The sequence below is a fragment of the Candidatus Gracilibacteria bacterium genome (assembly GCA_010119145.1).
Classification (GTDB): domain Bacteria; phylum Patescibacteriota; class Gracilibacteria; order BD1-5; family UBA6164; genus JAACSU01.
Genome location: JAACSU010000007.1, coordinates 474,563 through 493,925, shown reverse-complemented (window position 1 = coordinate 493,925; position 19,363 = coordinate 474,563). Strand labels below are relative to the sequence as shown.

Genomic DNA, 19,363 nt, shown 5'->3' with positions numbered 1-19,363 from the left:
AAAAAAGAGTGAAACTCACCAAAACAATTAAGCACTTTGACTGAGAAATTCAATTTTTTGAACATAGTTCAGTGAGTACAAAAACAACTATGAAGTTTTCAGTTTTTTTGCCAGATCCTAAAAAAGTTCCAGACTCAGCGCTAATATGGCTTTCTGGATTAACATGTAATGAAGAAAACTTTATCTTAAAGTCAGGATTTGCTCATCACATGGCAGATTCAAACACTATGATTATTTGTCCAGATACCTCCCCGAGAGACTTAAACCTTGCATGTGAACACGAAAGTTATGATTTTGGAAGTTGAGCAGGATTCTATGTGAATGCTACTACAAAAGATTTCAAGGATAATTATAATATGTATGACTATATAAATACTGAAATATATAATCTCGTTACTAAATTTTTTAAGATAAAAGCTACTAAAATCTCTATTTTCTGACATTCTATGGGAGGACATTGAGCTCTAATAATCTGATTAAATAATCCTGAAAAATACCAATCTATTTCAGCATTTTCTCCAATAGTCAATCCTATTAATGCTCCATGGGGTAAAAAGGCATTTGAGTGATATCTTGGAAGTAATAAAAAAGATTGGGAAAAATATGATGCTACTGTGTTACTTCAAAAATGAAATGTGCATAAAAAATTAATTCTCATAGATCAAGGCACTAATGATGATTTTTTGAAAAGTGAGTTACTCACAAATAATTTACAAAAAGCTGCTGATTTATCGCAGCAGAAAATACAGATAAATATGAGAGAATGATATGATCACAGTTACTATTTTATCTCAACATTTTTAGGAAATCATATTGATTTTCATTTACAACATCTTAAATAATTCCACATGTACGCTTTTCAACTCGGTCGAGAATCTAAATTGTCACTCGCAGAAATATTTTCAGTTTTTCCACATTCAAAAATAGAATATGCAGATAAAAATATCTGTATTATTGATATAGAAAAAAAACAAGATCTCCTCAAATTTCTTGATCAAATGTGAGGTACTATCAAAGTTATAGAGTTATTTCAGTCATACCGATGAAAACCAGTAGATACTATTATTGAAATAGCTAGAGAATTTGAAGGTAAGTTTAGATTTTGACTCTCATTTCTCTGAAGTGACGCTTCCCTTAAAACTCTTTTGATGCAGGCAAAAAAAATGTTGAAGGAAGAAAAAATATCAGGAAGATTTATAAATAAAAATTTTCAAAATCTATCAAGTGCCCAAATAATTTGAGAATGACTTGTTGAAAGACAATCTGATTTCACTATTATTTCAGCTTGAAAACTTATGTATTTTGGGACAACTATTTGGGTACAAGATATAGAAAAATATTCAAAACGTGATTATGGAAAGGCACGTGACATGGTCGTTTGAATGCTACCCCCAAAGCTTGCTCAGATGATGATCAATATTTCTACTTCAGAATTTGTTCAACTTAAAAACTCAACTCCAACTATCTATGATCCATTTTGTGGTTTAGGAACAATACTTATAGAATCAATTCTTATGCAAAACAATGTTGTATATGGAAGTGATATCTCAGCAGAAAATATCGAAAAAACAAAAGAGAACTTAAACTACGCTCGAAAGAATTTCAATAATTCAGTAAAAACAGCAGAAGCAATGGTTCTTGACGCAACATGAATATCGAGCAGTCCATACTTGAAAAAATCTGATTTTATAGTTACCGAGTGATATCTTGGGCAAGTATTTCTAAAATACTCTGTTACGGAGAAAAAAATAGATGAAGAAAAAGTAAAACTCCTGGAGATGTATTCTAAGTTTTTTGAATGACTCTCTCGAGCAAATTATACTTGAGTGATAGTTATATCATTCCCATTTTGGGAAGTACGATGAAAGTATATATATTTCAATGAAATCTATGAACTTATCAAAAAATATACAAAAAATCTCCCACTTCTTCCCTCTCATGAAGAAATAAAACATACGCGTTCTTGAAGTCTCTTATACAAAAGACCAGACCAAATTGTAGGTCGTGAAATATTTAAGTTGAAAATGAAGAAATAAATTGGACAAAATATTTTTTATATTGTATAATATATTCTATATTAATTAATAGCAATAAAATGGCATTAAATTTTTCAGATAGAATAGGAGAATCTGACTTTTTGAATAAATATCTTCCCGTTGACTTAAATAAATGAATATATTTTCAAGAAATAAAAAAAGTATCACCTAGATTTTTTGAAATTTGTGAATTGATTCAACAAAAAGTACTCGCATGAGAAATGGACGATGCTAGTTTTACTGAACTAACATCAATTTTAAAACAATTGAATACTGAAGAGGTAGAAAGAGTTACTTGAGTAAATTATAGTATTACTGAATTTATAAGATGTAAGATTTTTACTGTCAAATCTGATTATCTTCAAACAACTTTACGGGGAGAATCTTTAGAGGAATTATTATTACCTAATGATACACTCGATTTTATTTATTCTATGTACTCTCCTAATCCTAATAAAGTTGATGATAATACAGGTGAGGAATTTAGAACTATACTGAGTGAAGAGATAGATAAATTTAAACCTAAAACAAAAATATATATATCTGAATTGATTTCAAAAAAAGAAAATACCTGAATATTTCTATCTTTTTTAATAAGATTTATAAATGATTATAGGTCAAATTTATGAATTACTACTACAGAAAAAATTACAAAAGATGGTATTCATAAGACTTTATCAGACTAATTTCTTCCATTCATCGATTCATCAAATTAAATCTGAAACATCGCTGAATCAAAGTTCAAGCATCATATTTCATATTTGTTGACTTCTGTTTCCATGATAGCAATATATAAGATACCTCCCTTCTTTGGGAAGTTTTTTTATTTGATCAAGAGCTTCAGGTTTATATATGTCAATATGTGTTTGATTTTCAGAAATTACTCAAAAAATATCCTGTTCTTGTTTTGTTCTGACATCTATAAGCGTGACTCACTCTTGTTTTATCACTTCTTTAAAATCAGAAGATTCTAATCGTTTTATTGTCATGTTCTTCATTTAATGTTTTGAGAAGTATTTGGAGCAATATTATCTATTTTAGAATCTATATTATTCTCTGTTGTTCTGATTTTTCATAATAATTGGTCTAGTTTTATTAAAAGATTTTGATTTACCTCGAAATTATAAAAACTTTCGAGTCACCTATTTACATTGGGAATAAAATAAACGGTTCAAGTATATATAATTGATAAAACTATAAATAGAGTTACTGACTTTAAAAAGAACCAAACATTGTAATTCATAGTTTTAATTTATAATAGTATTATTTTTTCAAACTCACCTTTCAGTACATACTTATCGAGTTCAGTTATTTTTACATTCAAAATACTCCCTACTTTCGTATCTAATGGCGCTTTAAAAAAAACTTCTTTAAAATTTCTGGTTCTTCCAAAAAAAACTCAGTCCCTACTACCGGAAACAAGAATTTCCTCTGTTCTTCCAATCATGCGTGCATTCCTACTTTTTACAGATTCTAAAAGTGCATCATTGAGTATATGCCACCTACGCGCTTTCTCAGCCTCTGGAACATCATCAGGTAACATTTTTGCTGCGAGCGTATTTGGTCTGACTGAATATCGAGCGATATAACAATAATCAAATTCACACTCTTTCATAGCTCTGAGAGTGTCTTGAAACATTTCTTCTGTTTCACCAGAGAATCATACTATTATATCAGTAGAGATGGAAAAAAGTGGGTCTTTTGACCTCATATAGTCAACCATATCTTTAAAATCTGTATAACTATGTCTTCTATTCATTCTTTTGAGCATAGCATCGCTTCCTGACTGCAGGGCAAAATGTAGATAATTACAAGTAGAATGACAATCGAAATGTGCATCAAGAATATCGCGCGTCATATCATGAGGATTACTAGAAGTGAATCTAATCCTGTCAAGTCATTTTATATCATCTAACTCTTCTAGTAATTCTCTAAATGGTGAAGTAAAACTAAGTTTAGGAAGGAGATTTTCAAAATCATACCAGTCAATAATTCTAAAAATATTAGAATTATTTTCTTTAATACCCCTGTTCCAAGGTGCGTGGAATACGCAAATTTTTCCATTAAAATGAGTATCATAGGATTGTATATGATGAGGACCATCATCAATTACAATATCAAGAGAATGTTGATTTGCTGCTGTGTACTTATTGTCATGTCATGCATCTTTGATAAAAATAATATCTTCAAAAAAATCGTCTCAAAAATATTTATTTAAAATAGTATGTGTATCATCTTTTGCCTCTATTTCTCTTGAAGTAATGACATATATTTTGTGTCACTCAGACTTAAGTCATTTTAAGACTTTCTCTCATCCAGAATGAATTTCTAGATTATGGGCATTATCAGATTCAAAAATATGATACTCATTCATTAGTTCCACGATTCCTCAACAATCAAAGGTATCTATATCATCCATTTTGACAATATCATGAAATTTTTGATTATATTGCTTAAGTAATTCTTCTCATAGCACAACAAATAGTGTGTCATCAAGATCTACTCATATTTTTAGCTTATTATCCTCAGTGTTCCATTTAGATTTTTCAGTATTCCAAAGTTTTGTATTTTTTTGTTTCCCATAAGAATTTACATTTTGACCGAGAAGCGTTATTTCTTTTGCTCATGACTCTACTGCATTCTTTGTTTCAAGAAGTATTTCCTCTTTCTCTCTCGATACTTCAGCTCAGCGTGTAAATGGAACGATACAAAACGTACAATAGTTGTCACAACCAGATTGTATTATCACGGAAGCTGAAAATGGATTCTCTCTTTGTTGAACTTGCTTTAAATAATCATCATATTTATCTTCTTGACCAATTTTTTCTCAAAATATTTCACTTAAAATTAGAGGTAAATACTTTGTTTCCTCAATTCTCAGTGTAAAATCTAATAGTAAAGTACGACGAAATAAATCATCATCATAGTTATGAATTCAGTCTTTATTTTTGAGTAATTGTATTCTTTTTGTTGAGTGTTTTTCAATTTTTTCTTCACTTTCGTGTGTTTCTAAATATCTCTTAGCTAATCAAGTTTTTCGAACCATACACCCTGTGATTCCACTTATAATTTGTCATCTTACTCATGAAGATTTTCTTAACTCATTAAACTTATCTATTTCATTAAGAAATCAAAAAACTCTATCTTCTCACTTTTGTCGAACACTACAGGTATTGAAAATAACTAAATCAGAATCATCTATACACATGGCACGAAAAAAACCAGATTGGAGAAGAATCATATGAATCTTCTCGCTGTCTGCCTGGTTCATTTGACATCAAAATGTTTGTATGAAATATTTTTTTTGCATTCACATTAAATTAATATTTGAGTGCTTCTTCAAGCTGATTATCTATTCACTGAGTTTTAAACATATCAATATCATATTCTAGATTTACATCTGGGCTGATTCAAACATGGTCGATTCATTTTCGAGTCTTTCCTGTAAACCATTTTGCTGTTGTATACTTAAGAGTTGAACCATCTTGGTAAGTTTTTAAAGATTGAACAGAACCTTTTCAAAAACTTTTTTCTCAAATGATAACTGTTTTAGGAAAGTAATCCTTAAGAGTTCAAACAAGTATTTCAGAAGCAGAAGCACTTCCAGCATTTTGAAGTATGATAATATTATATTGAGACGCATCAATTATTTCAAATCATAGTGAAACATATTTAGTATCTTTTGTCCCATTACTTACTATAGCTGTAGGCTCTCATTTTGGAACAAAGTAACTGAGTATAAGTGAAGCTTCATCAAGATATCCACCTGGATTATTTCGTACATCTATAATAATATTTTTTATACTTGTATCATTTCAGATGTTTTCAGCTGCTTTGTTGAATTCTCTTTCTACGTTGTCTCCAAATGTTTTTATTTGAATATAAAATGTATCAGAATTTTGTTTTCTGTAATCTACATTATTTATAGTTATTTTTTCTCTTTTTACGGTAAAAGTTTTTACTAGACCTTCTTTTCATCTTAGTATTGTGATGGTCGTTGTAGTTCCACTTGGACCTTTTATCCAACTCACAACCTCTCCAAGTGTATTGTTTGGTGTGACTTTTTTACCATCAACTTGTGTTACTATATCTCAGGCTTTAATACCAGCTTTTTCAGCTGGAGAATCAACTACAGGACTTACAATAAGTAATATTCCAGGTTCATTCATTTCTACATATGCTCCTATTCATTCAAATTCACCATTGAGTCAGCTAAAGAAGTCAGTACTTTCAACAGAAGGAAAATAACTTGTATAAATATCTCAGGCTCAAGAAGCTAATCATTTAATAGCTCCATTTACTAATGCTTCATCTTCAAGGCTAGAACGATCATAAAATCAATTTTTGAGAGTAGAATAGACATCGTTAAATATAGCTTCTTTATCTCATAAAACAGAGTTAGAACTATTTTTAGGAGTTTCAGTAACAGAAACTTTTCATTCAATTGGTGTTGACGTGAGTGAGTTTTCTAAGCTTTTAAGATCTTTTTCGAGTAAATATTGTTGTTTCTTTGAACTCATGGTACCACTTCCCGATATTTCAAGTCAAAGTATTTTTTTAGCGAGAAGTTCAAATGTATAGAGATTAACAGCAACACTAGGTTGTACAGACACTTCAACATTCTTAATAAGATTAAGATATACAAGTTTTTGTAGTGCTATTTCTAATTTTGATCACTCTGAAATATCATTAAATTTTAAATCTATATATTGATATGATTCAGGAATATCTTTGGATACAGCATTTGATAAAAATATAAATGTATCTTCACGATTTATTTTATCTTCAGGGGCAGCGTGTAGGCCTGTTGAAAAGAGTCCAGTAAGAATAAATGAGAGAAGGAAATATGTAATTTTTTTCATAATTGGTATTATTAATATTGAGATAGTATTGTACTGTAAGTTTTTAAATAAAAAACTCTTTTTTACGTATAAATGTACTATTTTGAAGCAATATCTGTTGATGTGGGTCAAAATATTAAATCTAGTCATCCAAAAGGATATAATATACCTACAAAAATGAGAAATAGACCTATTAAAATCATAATGAGATAGGTTCATCAACTTCAGAGATATTTTTCTGCCCACATAAAATTTCCAGTCCAAGACTTTACATTTCTTCTGTACTTAATAAGTCACATTCAGCTCGCTATAAGCAACAGAGCATAAAAAATTTTTAGGAGTATCATAAGTTATTCAGTTCAAAAATAAGAATCGTACAGTGCTTTGGCTCTTGGATTTTTTATAATTTCTTCAAAATTTATAAAGTCTCATTCCTTAGGGAAGGAAGGAATTTTATCCAAAAAATTTGGAATAGTTACAAAGAAAAAATACAACATATATAAGAGTATTATAATTCTATATCACCAAGTAAAATACAGACTTATCCGTTGATTTTTTTCATTTTTTCTCATTGTAAGAAAAATATAATCAAGCTTTTCTTTTTCAGTGAATCAATCCAGTGACATAATATTAATATAAAGTAATTATTTACATTCTTTCCAGTTTTTTCATTCTCCTGAATCCACTTTTAATTCTATAGGAGCATCTTTAAGAATAGATTCCATTATTTTAGGAATCTCTACTACCAGTTGTGAATACTCATTTACTACAATATTGAAAACAAGCTCATCATGGACTTGAAGTAACATAGTGCTTTTAAAATTTCCTTTCTCCAAAAAATTATCTATTCTAATCATTGCTATTTTTATAATATCAGCACTACTTCATTGAATTGGCATATTAATAGCTTCTCTTTCTGCACTCGAAGCAAGCATTTTGTTTTTATCATTAATAGATGGAATATACCTACGACGTCCAAAAAGTGTTTCAACATACGAGTTTTTTTTACAAGATGCTATAGTAGCATCGTAAAATTCTCGTACTTTAGGATAGTTTTCATAAAAAGCATCAATATATTCTCTGGCTTCTTTCTGAGAAATATCAATCATTTTTGTGAGTCAAAAAGGACTAATTCCATATATTACTCAAAAATTGACTGCTTTTGCAAATTTACGTTGAGTGCTTGTGATTTCAGTAGTTTTAAATATAAATTCTGCTGTAACTTGATGAATATCTCTCCCCTCTTTAAATGCCTTGAGCAGGTTTTCATCTCCGCTCATAATAGCTAAGAGCCGTACCTCTACTTGTGAATAATCAAACGCAACAAGTAAATCACCTGCAGAGTCAACTATAAATGCTTTACGTATTTTTCAAGCTATACCATCTCCTGTAGGTATATTTTGTAAATTAGGATTTGTACTTGAGAGTCTTCATGTAGAAGCGATAGTTTGATTATAGCTCGTATGGATTCTATCATCTTGAGTAGCAACACTTAAGAGTCATTCAACATAAGTAGATTTTAGTTTTGAGTAATGTCTGTATTCAACTATCTTACTGGCAATTGGATAATCTTTTGCAAGTTGTTCCAATACTTCTGCATTTACAGAGAATCAAGTTTTCGTTTTTTTTGCTGTAGGATATCATAATTTTACGAAAAGTATTTCTCAAACTTGTTTTGGAGAATTGATGTTAAAATTCTCTCACGCAAGACTAAAAATTTCAATTTCTAGTTCTTTAATTGCTGATTCAAGTTGCATCCCAAGTCATTTTAATATGTCTCTTTCTATCTTAATTCATGTCATTTCCATCTTGGACAGTACTTTCATAAGTGGGAACTCAATAGATTTGAGGATTCAATCAGTTTTGAGCTCTTGAGTTATATATGGGTTTTGTTTTTGATTTTGATAGAGTTTATGAGTCATGTAAACATCCTCTCAAGAATAAATAGCTGCTTGAGGGAGATCTACTTCTTCAAAGTTTAGTGTTTTTTTTGCTGTAATTTGATCAAATGATATCATCTTATACTCAAATTCTCTCTCTGCTATACTATCCAGTCATAGTCACCTTTGACCAGGATTTTTAATGTACTGAGCCAACATTGTATCGTAAAATTGAGCCATAAATATATATAAAAATTATTTTATATAGTATATGACTTTTTAATATATAAAAAAGTTAGAATACTTCACAATATATTATGTTATAATTGACATTTTATTAATATAATTTATATTGTTGCTTATATTTGATAATAAAAGAAATAGGAATCAAATGAAAGTATCCAATGAATAACGAGAGAACTTATAATTAGATTTTTAAAAAATAAGTAATTTTATGAACAATATAAATGAATCATCTTTAGAAAATAGTGAATTTAAGTCAAATTTTGTAAAAATGTTTGATACTTTACTTTCATTTTATGAAAGTAAAAACTTTGATTTTTTTGATGAATTAGAAAAATATATGGATTGAGTACTATTTCAAAAAATGTATACATCTCTCACTCAGCTTGATGAAAATAAAAAGTATTTGTGAGAATTTGATGGTAGATTTATAGTGTGAAGTAGTGAGTTCTCAAAAAATGAAATAGTTGATATATATGATGCTATTCATAAAAATAGAGAAGTGCAAGACTTTTCAGTGTTGAGATATTGATCGGAAATTAAATTGAGTGTGACTAGTGAAGTACAAAAAATACTTGAGGATGAAATAATAATTGTAGATTTTATAGAATCATCAAAAATTTGAAAATTTGAAAATTTCTCATCGATTATTTCTACATTAGTAAAATACAGAATTAATTTTGATAATATTCCTGAATTTCCACCAATAATTTTTGATAAAGATTTAAATATTTCTACAAATTATAACGTTATTAAGAAAGGTACAAGTTTTCATATTGTACAAGCATATAATTGAAACTGATGAAATTTTATTGAATCAATGGGTCCAATTGAATCAGTAATATTCTCTATATCTTCATGGGAAGTTTCAGAGATATATAAATTGCATAATATCTGAATAGTTCTTCCAGGGGAAGTATGTAAATTTCTAGAACTACAAAATATTTAAATAAAAAAAATAACTCAATATTGAGTTATTTTTTTATTTGAATTGGATTATAAAACTCCATCAAAACCTCGAGAATATTCAAATACGTTTTCACCTTTGAAAAATCTTTTTAGTTCAATTTCTGCAGTTTCAGCTGAATCAGAAGCGTGGATAATATTTCCATCTATAGTAAGACCGAAATCTCCTCTAATTGAACCTGGAAGTGCTTCTTGAGGGTTAGTTGCACCTGTAAGCATTCTCACAGTAGCAATAGCATTAGCACCAGAAGCAGCTATAGCAACTACTGGAGTTCTCATCATATATTCTTTTATGCTAGGAAAAAATGGTTTATCAGCAAGAAAGTCATAATGTTCTGTAACTATTGCGTCATCAAGTTGCATCATTTTTAGACCATTTATTTTAAGTCCTTTTTGTTCTAATCTCGTTAATACTTGTCCAATGAATCCTCTTTCTACCGTATCTGGTTTTAAAAGAATAAGTGTAGTTTCCATATGTGTGTATTTAATAGTAAATTGGGATGATTATAGTGAATATAAGCTTTTTGCAAGTCATTTTTAGTCTAATCTATGACAAAATCTTCTTTTTGAGATTCTTTATGATTGAAAGTCACTCATTTTAAAAGTTTTTCGAGATGTCTTCTAAGTTTTTTGTCAATTTCAGTTTTGAGTTCTGGGTATCTTTTTGCTACTCATCTTTGTTTTTTGTACTCCATAGGATCAAAACTTAAATCTGTTTTTACAATGAGATTCTCTAATGCTGACTCGGCACATTCTTCACTACAAAATCAAGCATGATCTATGTATTCTTGTCTGTCAGCTATAATTCGAGCATTACAACTAGAGAGTCGGCAGTTTTCGCAATTGTCAGTTTTGAGTCAAGAATATATAGATTCTCAAATAATCGTATGTGTTGTATCATCTCCGACAGTTTGACTGACTCTATCGTCAAAAACATAGAGATTACCAAGCCAATTCCCATCATTGTAGGTATTTATGTATTTTACAACTCCACCATCAAGTTGATAGGTATTTTTGAGACCAGCTCTTTGAAGCATTACAGTTGATTTTTCACATCGTATTCCACCAGTACAGTAGGAAATAACTTTTTTATCTCAAAAATCTTTTTTGTATTCTTCCACTTTATCTTCCAGTTCTCTAAAAGTAAGCGTATTTGCAGGAATAGCATTTTTAAAGTGCCCGAGATTGTACTCATGATTATTTCTCATATCGAGAAGTATATAATCATCCATTTTTCCTGAATCTAGTATATATTTGAATTCTTTAATTTGCATTCTATTTCACGCAGCTTCAATTTCATCTCGAGTAAATTTTTTACCGAGTCATACTATCTCATCTTTTACTTTTACCTGCATTCTTGGAAACTTATGACCATCTACTGGTGAAGATTTTGTATCTAAGTCTGCTATATTATTCCAAAGTGGATGATTTTGTAGATAGAGCTTATAGGCTTGAATTTGTCATTTATTTCAAGTCACAGTACTAGAGATTCACTCAGTTCAGATATATACTCTTCCCTTCATTCAAATATCTGTTGTAAATTGAAGGTGTTCTAAAACTTCGTCCTCAGGTTTTTCTACATCCACAAACTTATAAAAAGTGAGGAGTGTGAAATCTTGTTCGTATTTCATTATGTCAGATTATTATATAACGTGCCGTGTTATTATATCTTCGTTGTAGGAAGATTTGGCTGATTGTATTATATTATTTTACTTAAATTTTCAAATTGTATATCTGTAAAAATATTTTAGTGTTAAATATAAATTATATTTAATGTCAATTGTTTTAAACTTTGTCTTACTTGCAACTCTCTTAAAAAGAATACACTATAAAAAAATATTTAAATTAAATACTTATTGTGAAATATATTAAAATACTCTTCATCGTATGAGCTCTCAGCTATGGTTTATATTATAATTTTATAGGTGGAAATGATATAAGCTATTGGGCACGATTTAACTATACTAATGGAGCGCTCTATCTCTCTTATTTTCATGCAACACTTGTATTCTTAACTATACTCATATCTTTTTGATACTTGATTGATATAATTGTAAAAATTCTCAAAAAATTTCTAGTTATGCTCACTCTTGGTCATAAAAAAGAATATCCAATCTTAGTAACTTTTTCACTTCGTTTTTTAACTCTAGTGAAATACTTGTGAGCACTATTGATTGCGAGTTTTTTTATAAAAGAGAATTATATTACAAGGAATTGGCTTGTAAATATACAAATAATAGTAGCTACTACTCTAGCTGTATATTTCCTAAGCTGAGTGAGTAGAATATTGCTTGAGAGAAAATTTCAAAAACTTTCAAATGAAAAATCATCAAGTGCTTCAGTACTGAAGTTTTGAAATAAAGTTATATTCATATTAATTTGGTTTGTTTGAATCGCATATATACTTTGAAACTTTTGATATAATCTCAATGCTTTATTGGCTTGAGCTTGAATTTGAGGACTTGCTATAGCTCTTGCAGCTCAAAAAAGTATTACAAATATATTTGGAGCTGTAACTATTATTCTTAATAAACCTTTTCAAATTTGAGATTATGTAAGTATTAATGGTCAAGAGTGAACAGTGAGAGATATCGGGCTGTCATACGTAACACTCACAGATAGAGCTGGTCATCAAGTGATGATGCCAAATGAAAACATTATTACGAGTTCTATTGCAAATATGTCAGTTCGAGAAAGTAGAAGAGTGGATTTTATTATTTGAGTTGTGTACTCGACAAGTCTAGAAAAAGTGAAAGAGTGAGTAGATGTAATAGAATCACTCCTAAAAAGATATCAAGAAAAACGAGAAATTAGCGATGATATACGTGTAACTTTTGATACATTTAATTCATTTTCATTGGATATAAAGGTGACTTATTTTTCACTCGTGTGAAGTCTGATTGAATTTAATCATCAAAAACAAGAGATTAATTTTGAAATTAAAAAAATATTTGAACAGTCATGAATTGAAATGGCATTTCCAACGAGTGAGATGATAATTAAAAATGAAACAGTTCCAATAAAAATGAGTCCAAAGAAATAATATGAACCTTAATCCTCATATTCGTTTCATCATGCTCTGAACTCTTCAATTGTATCATCTTTTGGATGTTTTCTACTTTCGTTCCATCATCTATAAAATTGAGGTATGAGAACCTTCCAAATCCATTCAAAAAATGCAACAAGTAGTAGAAACAATGACTTGTAAAATATTAAAAATCATAGTAATAAAAAAATAACCCAAGGAAGTTTTTCAAATACTCGATACAACATACTTTGTTCAAAAAAATCAAAAATTTTTCTCCAAAACGCACTATCAGTAAGGAAACTAGCTTCTGCTAAATTTGCTAAAATTCAGATTAAAAACACGGGAAGGAGTATTCATAATAATATATGTGAAATACTTTTGTAACTTGTATGAATCTGAAACTTATTATTGAGCATAAAAAACAGCCCAAGAACTGGAATACTCAGTAGTATAGCAGAGAGAACTCAAGTTGTATTATTTGCAAGAAATCTCTGGTATCCATTCCAAACTGCGGGAGAAAGATAATTAGTTATTTCAAGTTGGTAAGATACGATAAGGTACATCATAAATCAAATGATGAGTCCTAAAAATAACTTATGAAGTGAATCTCATCAGTTTAAAAATGAAGCTATTCCAGCTGCTAATCACAAAAATATAAGTGTAATATCTAAGATTCAAGGCATTTTTTATTTTTTTCAAAAACAAATAACATATTCTTCAAAACTTCTATCTCGACATGCGAATGGCTTATACTCTGTAAAACTATTGTATCTCTTTTGAATTTCTTGAGTTAAGTCTCTAAAATCTTCTCATTTGAAAACCTTAAGCAAGAGATTTCATCATTTTTTTAAATACTCATCTGCAAACTTAAGTATCTCGATATTCAGTTCAACACTCGCATATTGATCAATATCTTTTCTTCCGGTTGTATTAGGTGCAATATCACTTGTGATGAGATCAAACGTATTTCCATCTCAAATTAACTCATTAATTTTGGGTCTGAGTGTATCAAATTCAAAAATATCGTGCACTAAAGTATTAATATTTGTTTGAGAATATTTATCTATAGGTTTAAGATCGATTCATACGATATTCCCAGTATCTTGGATGATTCTCTTAATATACTGTATAAAACTTCAAGGAGCAGCTCCTATATCACAAATATTCATATTTGGAGTAATAAGCTCAAAATGCTCTTGAATTTCCTTGAGTTTATACACACTTCGTGCTCTATAGCCTTCTCGTTTAGCTTGTTGAAAATATTTATCATGCATTACATAAGGAGCAGGACGTTTTTTTCGAACTTTTTGAGCCTTTGCTTGATGTCAGACACCTTGTTTCTTTTTGTGAGATGTTTTGACTGCTTGAAATTTATCTTTCTTCATAGTGAGTATCTGTTTAATATTGATGTAAGTATAAATAAAAAAAGGATTTTAATAAATCCTTTTTTTATAAAATTGATATGTTAATTAGAATTAGCATTTTCTTCCTCTATAATTACTTCCCCAGACCCAGATATTTCATCCTGAACTTCTTGAGGAATAATTTCATTTATGATTTCATCAGCCAAATCTTGATCAACGTCGTCAACTTCATCAGCATTTGATTCATTTACTCACTCATTGCTTTCTCCAGTATATTCAGGACTAGAATGAAAAAGCGCTAATGCTGGCTGAACTCATACAGCAAATTCTCCAGTAGATCTTTGTAACACGAAAGGAACACCTACTTCAGATTGGTTTATTCAAAGTGCTTTTACTGTTTCAGTAAAGAGCTCTTGATTTGTACTATTAAAATAAACTTCTCTTTTTTCAACAGATATTTTTGAGAATAAATCTTCATCTTCTACGAGTCCATTCAGTTCTTGACAGTGAGGACAACTTGCTCCGTAGAAATAGAGAAACTCTGATTCAGGATTAATAATATCGTTTGAGTTTGATCCCCCTGCACAAGATGCAAGAATGAGTACGAGTCAGAGTAGTGCGATAATTTTTTTCATTGATGTAAAATAAAAAATAAAATATATGTTTACGTTTAGAGTTTAGCTAGTTCAGGTAAGAAATATCTAAGAAACTAATGTTTATGTCACTCAGAGCTAAAACTTTTGAGTAAATCAGTCACTAATACAGTGATTGAGTTCTCATTTGTTCATCCACAACTTCCTGGGTCATATTTTGCATTATATTCTACAGCATCTTGATCTATAGAGTTATAAGCTTGATTCAGGTTTTGTGTATCTTCGTTTCAGTAATACACCAATAGTGTATCTTCTGAATTTATAAGATTAAACACTGGAAAATCAAGTTTTTCTCAGTTCAAAACAAATTGAAGTGAGTTATTTTCATTATTTTGAAGTAGACCTACGGATTCTCAGTAGATAAAATCTGATCATATATTGTATCAAATATTATTAAAAAAATGTTCCCAAGACACTCCATAAGCATGAATATGTATACTGTCATCATCATTATTATGCATATGTACACGAGACTGTGGATATACTACTCAACTAAGTGAACATGCTGCTACATCTTCCATAAATTCATCAGCAGATAAATCAATTTTTACTCACTGAATATAAATTGCAAAATTAGCGTGATAATGTGGTGGAACATATTTGAGTCCAGAATACACGTATCAAATTCAAAAGATCACAAATATTGATATGAGTAATAGAGCAATGACAACTATGTTTCTCAGTAATTTTTTATTATTCACGTCACTCGTTTTAGGTACTAAATATAAAAAAGTATATCTATAAAAAATAAAAACCCAAAATTGGGTTTTTATTTTATGAACAAATTAGCTAAAAAATCATTTCTTTTTAGGAAGTTCTACTTGTTTACTAAATATACAACCAGAGAACTCTCGTCCATATATTCCATCAAGAGCTAGGTATAAACCTATAATGAAGAATGCTAATCAACTCATAAATGGAGGATTTGATACTTCAGGAAAACTATACATCATCACGAGTCCAATTATTATAAGCATAACCTTCAGGACAAAAGCAAAATATCTCATAGCGAATTGTTTAAAAAATTAAGTGACACAGTAAGTATACTGATAATTTATCATATATCTACCATAATCTCATTTCTTTTTAAAAGAGGAAAGGTCATTGGTGGATTGTATTGTGCAGAATATATATCTCCAGTTTTAGGTATTTTATTATTTCAAAGAATGACTTCTAATTTTCTTGTTTTACTATCTATAATATTTGAGTTTGTTATTCAACCGTATTTTAATACTGCTCTTCTTGTCATCGGATTCTCTAATATTTTTATATCAGAGTTAGAAGGAACTGGGAGATTTTTAATTGAATACTTTCTCGGCATTATAAACTGAACAATATGAGTTCAATTCCCTGTTTTAATATCAATAAAAGGTGCAGTCATTTTTATGCTTTCACTCGTAATCTCTGCATTAACGCGAGAATGTTGATAATTTGGATTTCTTTTGAGTGTTTTATTATCTCAAAATATATAAGAAGCGAGTTTTCAAAATCAGATTCAGATTGCTTGCTCTCTTGGTCCTGTAACTTCTACTTGAGCAAAAATATATGGTGCATAATCACGAATTTCAAATTTTCAATCATTTTCTACAACAGTATATTCAGGTTCTTCAATATTAAGTATACTGATTATGGATATAGTAATCCATAGCATTATTGATACTATGACTCAAATCAGAATATAGAACACAAAGGCTAACATGCTTAACTTTTATTAAATTATTTAAGTATATTATACAATAAACTTGTATGAATAGTGTAATAGGTTTTGAAAATAAGAGAATGCTGAAATTAATCGAAATTTAAATGCAATTATAGTGAAATCTCTACCATGACTTCATTTCTTCTCATGAGTGGAAAACTCAGAGGTGGATTGTATCAAGCTGAAGTTACAGGACCATTATATTCAACATCCTTGAGTTCTAAAAATGAAAGCAGCTGCCTTTTTTTCTTTTCTATTATTTTTGCTGAGTTATATCATGAATATCTCAAAACTGCGACTGTTCTTCTTGGTATAGTTCTCAGATTTACTTCATCACTATCAGGAATTGGAAGAGATGCAAGTGTATAGCTGCTTGGCATAGTAAACTGTATAAGATGCTCATCTCAAGACTTTGTATTCATAACGGGGCTTGTCATTGATATTTTTTCTGACTTCATTTCCATAACTGGACTTGTCATCGCGATGGAATCATTACTTGTATTTCCTCAAAATATATACGTTGCAAGAGTTCTAAAGCCATTGTTCATTGCATCTTTATGTGTTCATGAGACAGTAGTTTCAGCAACTATGTACTCTTTGTATTCTCTGATTTCATATTTCCCTTTCTTCTCTATGAGATTGTATTCAGGGGATTCAATATCTTTTATAGCATAATAGCTCAGTCAAACCCAAGCTCCAATACCTGTAAGAGCTGCAGTTCCGATTCAGAGTCATAATTTTGAGGCTTTCATATACATACTATAAGGTTTTAAATTTATTATATAGTAATGTATTGTTGTATGAAACACGTAAAAAAATACCACAATTTGTGGTATTTTTTATATATTATTTATTAGGAATAAGAGGAAGTTCTCCTATGTATTCTTTTTTTCCAATCTCAAATCCATGATTTCTACATATATTATATGCTGTTGTTGTATGAAAGTATAAGTTTGGAAGATAAAATCCCATCATGTATCCAGCAGAGGTGAAATGCATATCTTTGAAATAATCCATCTCTATGTTTCTCTCTTGAGCCCCGATAAAATCATCAGGAGTTGCACTATTTACATAATTAATTGTTTTTTCAACTCTTGTGAGAAGCTCATCAATTGTCGTTTCGTTGTCTTCTAAAGTCATTGCTTCTTTTTGCGTCAGTCTCATAATACAAGCCTTTGCATTATCGGTAGCGATTTGAATTTGTTTTGCAAAATCCAACATATCTGGAGCAAGTTTAAGAGCTAATACTTCAGCATCTGTCATACCCTTTTTATGAGCTTGTTTCTTCATAGCCTTGAGAAATAAATCTAGAGCTTTGAGTCTACTAGTTGTGTGAGTTACTGCAATTTCGTAAAACATAGTTTTGTATTTATATGGTAAAAAGAGACACTTATATTATTAACACTCCTTAAGGATACAATAAGAAATAGAAAAATACTTTATAAATGGTACTTTTGTTCTCATCTAAAAATATATTCTTCTACTATTTGTTGGTAATAAAATGGCAATCTTAATACCTCTGAATCTCTAAATCTCATGATAATATCTCGTAATTCAGTATCTTTTAAGTTTATGATTTTTAAAATACCATCACGTTCCTCAACTGATAAATCTTTATCAAAATAGGATCCTCGATTATCAATAAGTATCGTATCTATATTTGAAACCTTAATTCTCATAGCTTCTGAATCAAAATCAGGAGTTAAAATACTATTTATATCAATAACTTCTCATTTGATACTACGAGATAGTTTTTGGCATGGATTTTCAATCAAAACACAGGAAACATCTGTTTTAGGAGTGAATTTCAGAATTTGAGCCATATAAAATATATAATATATAAGAACTTAATTATATACTACATCTTAAAAGCAATCAAGATTATTTACCCTAAATCTGGATTTCAAAGACTTAATAACACTCTAGAGGTAATTTGATCAATTAATATTATATAAAAATGCGGATTAGTCATTACTTGAGAAGCATTTGCAGTAGCTATATCCGATCTCAACTCTTCGTCATTTTTTGCACTCACATCTCGTAACATTTTAGAATTTATGTGTATATCTGGAAGATGCGAAGAATGATTTTGAGCTAATTGTACAAATCCAAGAATTAATTCAACCTTACATTTTATATACGCGTCACTCAGATCTCAGCCCTCATTAAAATAGCTTGGTTTATTTGTTACTCATTGTTTTTTTAAATCAGTATAAGGAATAGTATTACTATTTGCTGCACGTATGATGCAGTGGTTTATATTTGCATTATCAAAACTCGGCTTATTTCAATTAAATCTAGGCATTATAAATTCTATTTATATACTATTTATTACTATCTTCCTCTTTGAGCTGCTCTTCCCATTCGTTTTCCTGTTGCTCATCCAAATTTATTTCCTGGTCAAAATTTTGTATTATTAGCTGGATGATTAAACCTGAGATGTTGTTTTACTGGAATGGCTTTTTTTTCTTTTTCTTCTTCTTTCACTTCATTTTCAACTCATAAATCTTTATTTTCTTCATTTATCGAAGTTATTTCATCTTGTGATTTTTTTGTCATATTTATTTTTTTAATAATTTAATTTATTTATATATATTATGAATTCTTATATTTTTTACTACTCTAAAAAAGTAAATTGCTTCTATCTAGATTA

General features: G+C 29.4%; 25 protein-coding genes. 5 read left to right on the top strand and 20 right to left on the bottom strand.

Annotated features, from left to right (window positions below):
• Positions 1–8: 8 nt before the first annotated feature.
• The 3 genes from fghA to GW846_02820 are packed head-to-tail and all read left to right on the top strand — an operon-like array spanning position 9 to position 2,722.
• Complete coding sequence (gene fghA / locus GW846_02830) at positions 9–842, top strand: S-formylglutathione hydrolase (GenBank protein ID NDK09690.1); 834 nt, start codon at positions 9–11, stop codon at positions 840–842.
• Positions 843–848: 6 nt separating this feature from the next.
• Positions 849–2,036: a hypothetical protein gene (locus tag GW846_02825; GenBank protein ID NDK09689.1), complete on the top strand. Its 1,188-nt coding sequence runs from the start codon at positions 849–851 to the stop codon at positions 2,034–2,036.
• A gap of 59 nt (positions 2,037–2,095) precedes the next feature.
• Positions 2,096–2,722: a hypothetical protein gene (locus GW846_02820; protein NDK09688.1), complete on the top strand. Its 627-nt coding sequence runs from the start codon at positions 2,096–2,098 to the stop codon at positions 2,720–2,722.
• Here GW846_02820 and GW846_02815 read toward each other — a convergent pair.
• The 7 genes from GW846_02815 to GW846_02785 all read right to left on the bottom strand — a co-directional run bounded on the left by GW846_02815 (position 2,711) and on the right by GW846_02785 (position 8,997).
• The gene (locus GW846_02815) at positions 2,711–3,025 is read right to left on the bottom strand and encodes a rhodanese-like domain-containing protein (protein NDK09687.1); all 315 of its coding nucleotides are present in this window, start codon (positions 3,023–3,025) and stop codon (positions 2,711–2,713) included. The two genes, GW846_02820 and GW846_02815, sit on opposite strands and share 12 nt — an antisense overlap.
• The gene (locus tag GW846_02810) at positions 3,016–3,279 is read right to left on the bottom strand and encodes a hypothetical protein (GenBank protein ID NDK09686.1); all 264 of its coding nucleotides are present in this window, start codon (positions 3,277–3,279) and stop codon (positions 3,016–3,018) included. Before GW846_02810 ends, GW846_02815 begins: the two co-directional genes overlap by 10 nt.
• Before the next feature lie 9 nt (positions 3,280–3,288).
• The gene (locus GW846_02805) at positions 3,289–5,277 is read right to left on the bottom strand and encodes a radical SAM protein (GenBank protein NDK09685.1); all 1,989 of its coding nucleotides are present in this window, start codon (positions 5,275–5,277) and stop codon (positions 3,289–3,291) included.
• 79 nt (positions 5,278–5,356) lie between these two features.
• Positions 5,357–6,898 carry a S41 family peptidase gene (locus GW846_02800; GenBank protein ID NDK09684.1) on the bottom strand — a complete coding sequence of 514 codons (1,542 nt, stop codon included), beginning with the start codon at positions 6,896–6,898 and terminating at the stop codon, positions 5,357–5,359.
• A gap of 77 nt (positions 6,899–6,975) precedes the next feature.
• Positions 6,976–7,224, bottom strand: coding sequence for a hypothetical protein (locus GW846_02795; protein NDK09683.1), 249 nt, complete (start codon positions 7,222–7,224; stop codon positions 6,976–6,978).
• Positions 7,225–7,227: 3 nt separating this feature from the next.
• Positions 7,228–7,503, bottom strand: coding sequence for a hypothetical protein (locus GW846_02790; protein NDK09682.1), 276 nt, complete (start codon positions 7,501–7,503; stop codon positions 7,228–7,230).
• Positions 7,504–7,521: 18 nt separating this feature from the next.
• Positions 7,522–8,997, bottom strand: a complete 1,476-nt coding sequence (locus tag GW846_02785; protein ID NDK09681.1) for a hypothetical protein — start codon at positions 8,995–8,997, stop codon at positions 7,522–7,524.
• Between the two features lie 214 nt (positions 8,998–9,211).
• Between GW846_02785 and GW846_02780 the strand changes: the two genes are divergently transcribed.
• Positions 9,212–9,949 carry a hypothetical protein gene (locus GW846_02780; GenBank protein ID NDK09680.1) on the top strand — a complete coding sequence of 246 codons (738 nt, stop codon included), beginning with the start codon at positions 9,212–9,214 and terminating at the stop codon, positions 9,947–9,949.
• Positions 9,950–9,996: 47 nt separating this feature from the next.
• On the opposite strand, the gene ndk is transcribed toward GW846_02780, so the two are convergent.
• Both ndk and GW846_02770 read right to left on the bottom strand, forming a co-directional pair.
• Positions 9,997–10,440 (bottom strand): nucleoside-diphosphate kinase, encoded by a 444-nt coding sequence (gene ndk / locus GW846_02775; GenBank protein ID NDK09679.1) that lies wholly within the window; start codon positions 10,438–10,440, stop codon positions 9,997–9,999.
• Positions 10,441–10,508: 68 nt separating this feature from the next.
• Entirely contained in the window at positions 10,509–11,597 is a 1,089-nt protein-coding gene (locus GW846_02770) for a hypothetical protein (protein NDK09678.1), read from the bottom strand.
• Positions 11,598–11,824: 227 nt separating this feature from the next.
• Between GW846_02770 and GW846_02765 the strand changes: the two genes are divergently transcribed.
• Entirely contained in the window at positions 11,825–13,009 is a 1,185-nt protein-coding gene (locus tag GW846_02765; protein NDK09677.1) for a mechanosensitive ion channel family protein, read from the top strand.
• 8 nt (positions 13,010–13,017) lie between these two features.
• Here GW846_02765 and GW846_02760 read toward each other — a convergent pair whose 3' ends face one another.
• The 11 genes from GW846_02760 to GW846_02710 all read right to left on the bottom strand — a co-directional run bounded on the left by GW846_02760 (position 13,018) and on the right by GW846_02710 (position 19,269).
• A complete protein-coding gene (locus GW846_02760; protein NDK09676.1) occupies positions 13,018–13,677 on the bottom strand; it encodes a hypothetical protein in 660 nt (219 codons plus the stop codon).
• Between the two features lie 3 nt (positions 13,678–13,680).
• Positions 13,681–14,379 carry an RlmE family RNA methyltransferase gene (locus tag GW846_02755; protein ID NDK09675.1) on the bottom strand — a complete coding sequence of 233 codons (699 nt, stop codon included), beginning with the start codon at positions 14,377–14,379 and terminating at the stop codon, positions 13,681–13,683.
• A gap of 80 nt (positions 14,380–14,459) precedes the next feature.
• On the bottom strand, positions 14,460–14,993 hold the full coding sequence (locus tag GW846_02750) for a hypothetical protein (protein ID NDK09674.1): 534 nt from the start codon (positions 14,991–14,993) through the stop codon (positions 14,460–14,462).
• Between the two features lie 74 nt (positions 14,994–15,067).
• Positions 15,068–15,712, bottom strand: coding sequence for a hypothetical protein (locus GW846_02745; protein NDK09673.1), 645 nt, complete (start codon positions 15,710–15,712; stop codon positions 15,068–15,070).
• Between the two features lie 84 nt (positions 15,713–15,796).
• Positions 15,797–15,988, bottom strand: a complete 192-nt coding sequence (locus tag GW846_02740) for a hypothetical protein (GenBank protein ID NDK09672.1) — start codon at positions 15,986–15,988, stop codon at positions 15,797–15,799.
• A gap of 77 nt (positions 15,989–16,065) precedes the next feature.
• Positions 16,066–16,710 (bottom strand): heme-binding protein, encoded by a 645-nt coding sequence (locus tag GW846_02735; GenBank protein ID NDK09671.1) that lies wholly within the window; start codon positions 16,708–16,710, stop codon positions 16,066–16,068.
• Positions 16,711–16,820: 110 nt separating this feature from the next.
• Positions 16,821–17,462 (bottom strand): heme-binding protein, encoded by a 642-nt coding sequence (locus GW846_02730; GenBank protein NDK09670.1) that lies wholly within the window; start codon positions 17,460–17,462, stop codon positions 16,821–16,823.
• Between the two features lie 94 nt (positions 17,463–17,556).
• The gene (locus tag GW846_02725) at positions 17,557–18,069 is read right to left on the bottom strand and encodes a DUF1993 domain-containing protein (protein ID NDK09669.1); all 513 of its coding nucleotides are present in this window, start codon (positions 18,067–18,069) and stop codon (positions 17,557–17,559) included.
• An 80-nt stretch (positions 18,070–18,149) separates the two neighbouring features.
• Positions 18,150–18,533 carry a hypothetical protein gene (locus GW846_02720; protein ID NDK09668.1) on the bottom strand — a complete coding sequence of 128 codons (384 nt, stop codon included), beginning with the start codon at positions 18,531–18,533 and terminating at the stop codon, positions 18,150–18,152.
• A 62-nt stretch (positions 18,534–18,595) separates the two neighbouring features.
• A complete protein-coding gene (locus GW846_02715) occupies positions 18,596–19,015 on the bottom strand; it encodes a hypothetical protein (protein ID NDK09667.1) in 420 nt (139 codons plus the stop codon).
• A 29-nt stretch (positions 19,016–19,044) separates the two neighbouring features.
• Positions 19,045–19,269 (bottom strand): hypothetical protein, encoded by a 225-nt coding sequence (locus tag GW846_02710; GenBank protein NDK09666.1) that lies wholly within the window; start codon positions 19,267–19,269, stop codon positions 19,045–19,047.
• Positions 19,270–19,363 lie beyond the last annotated feature (94 nt).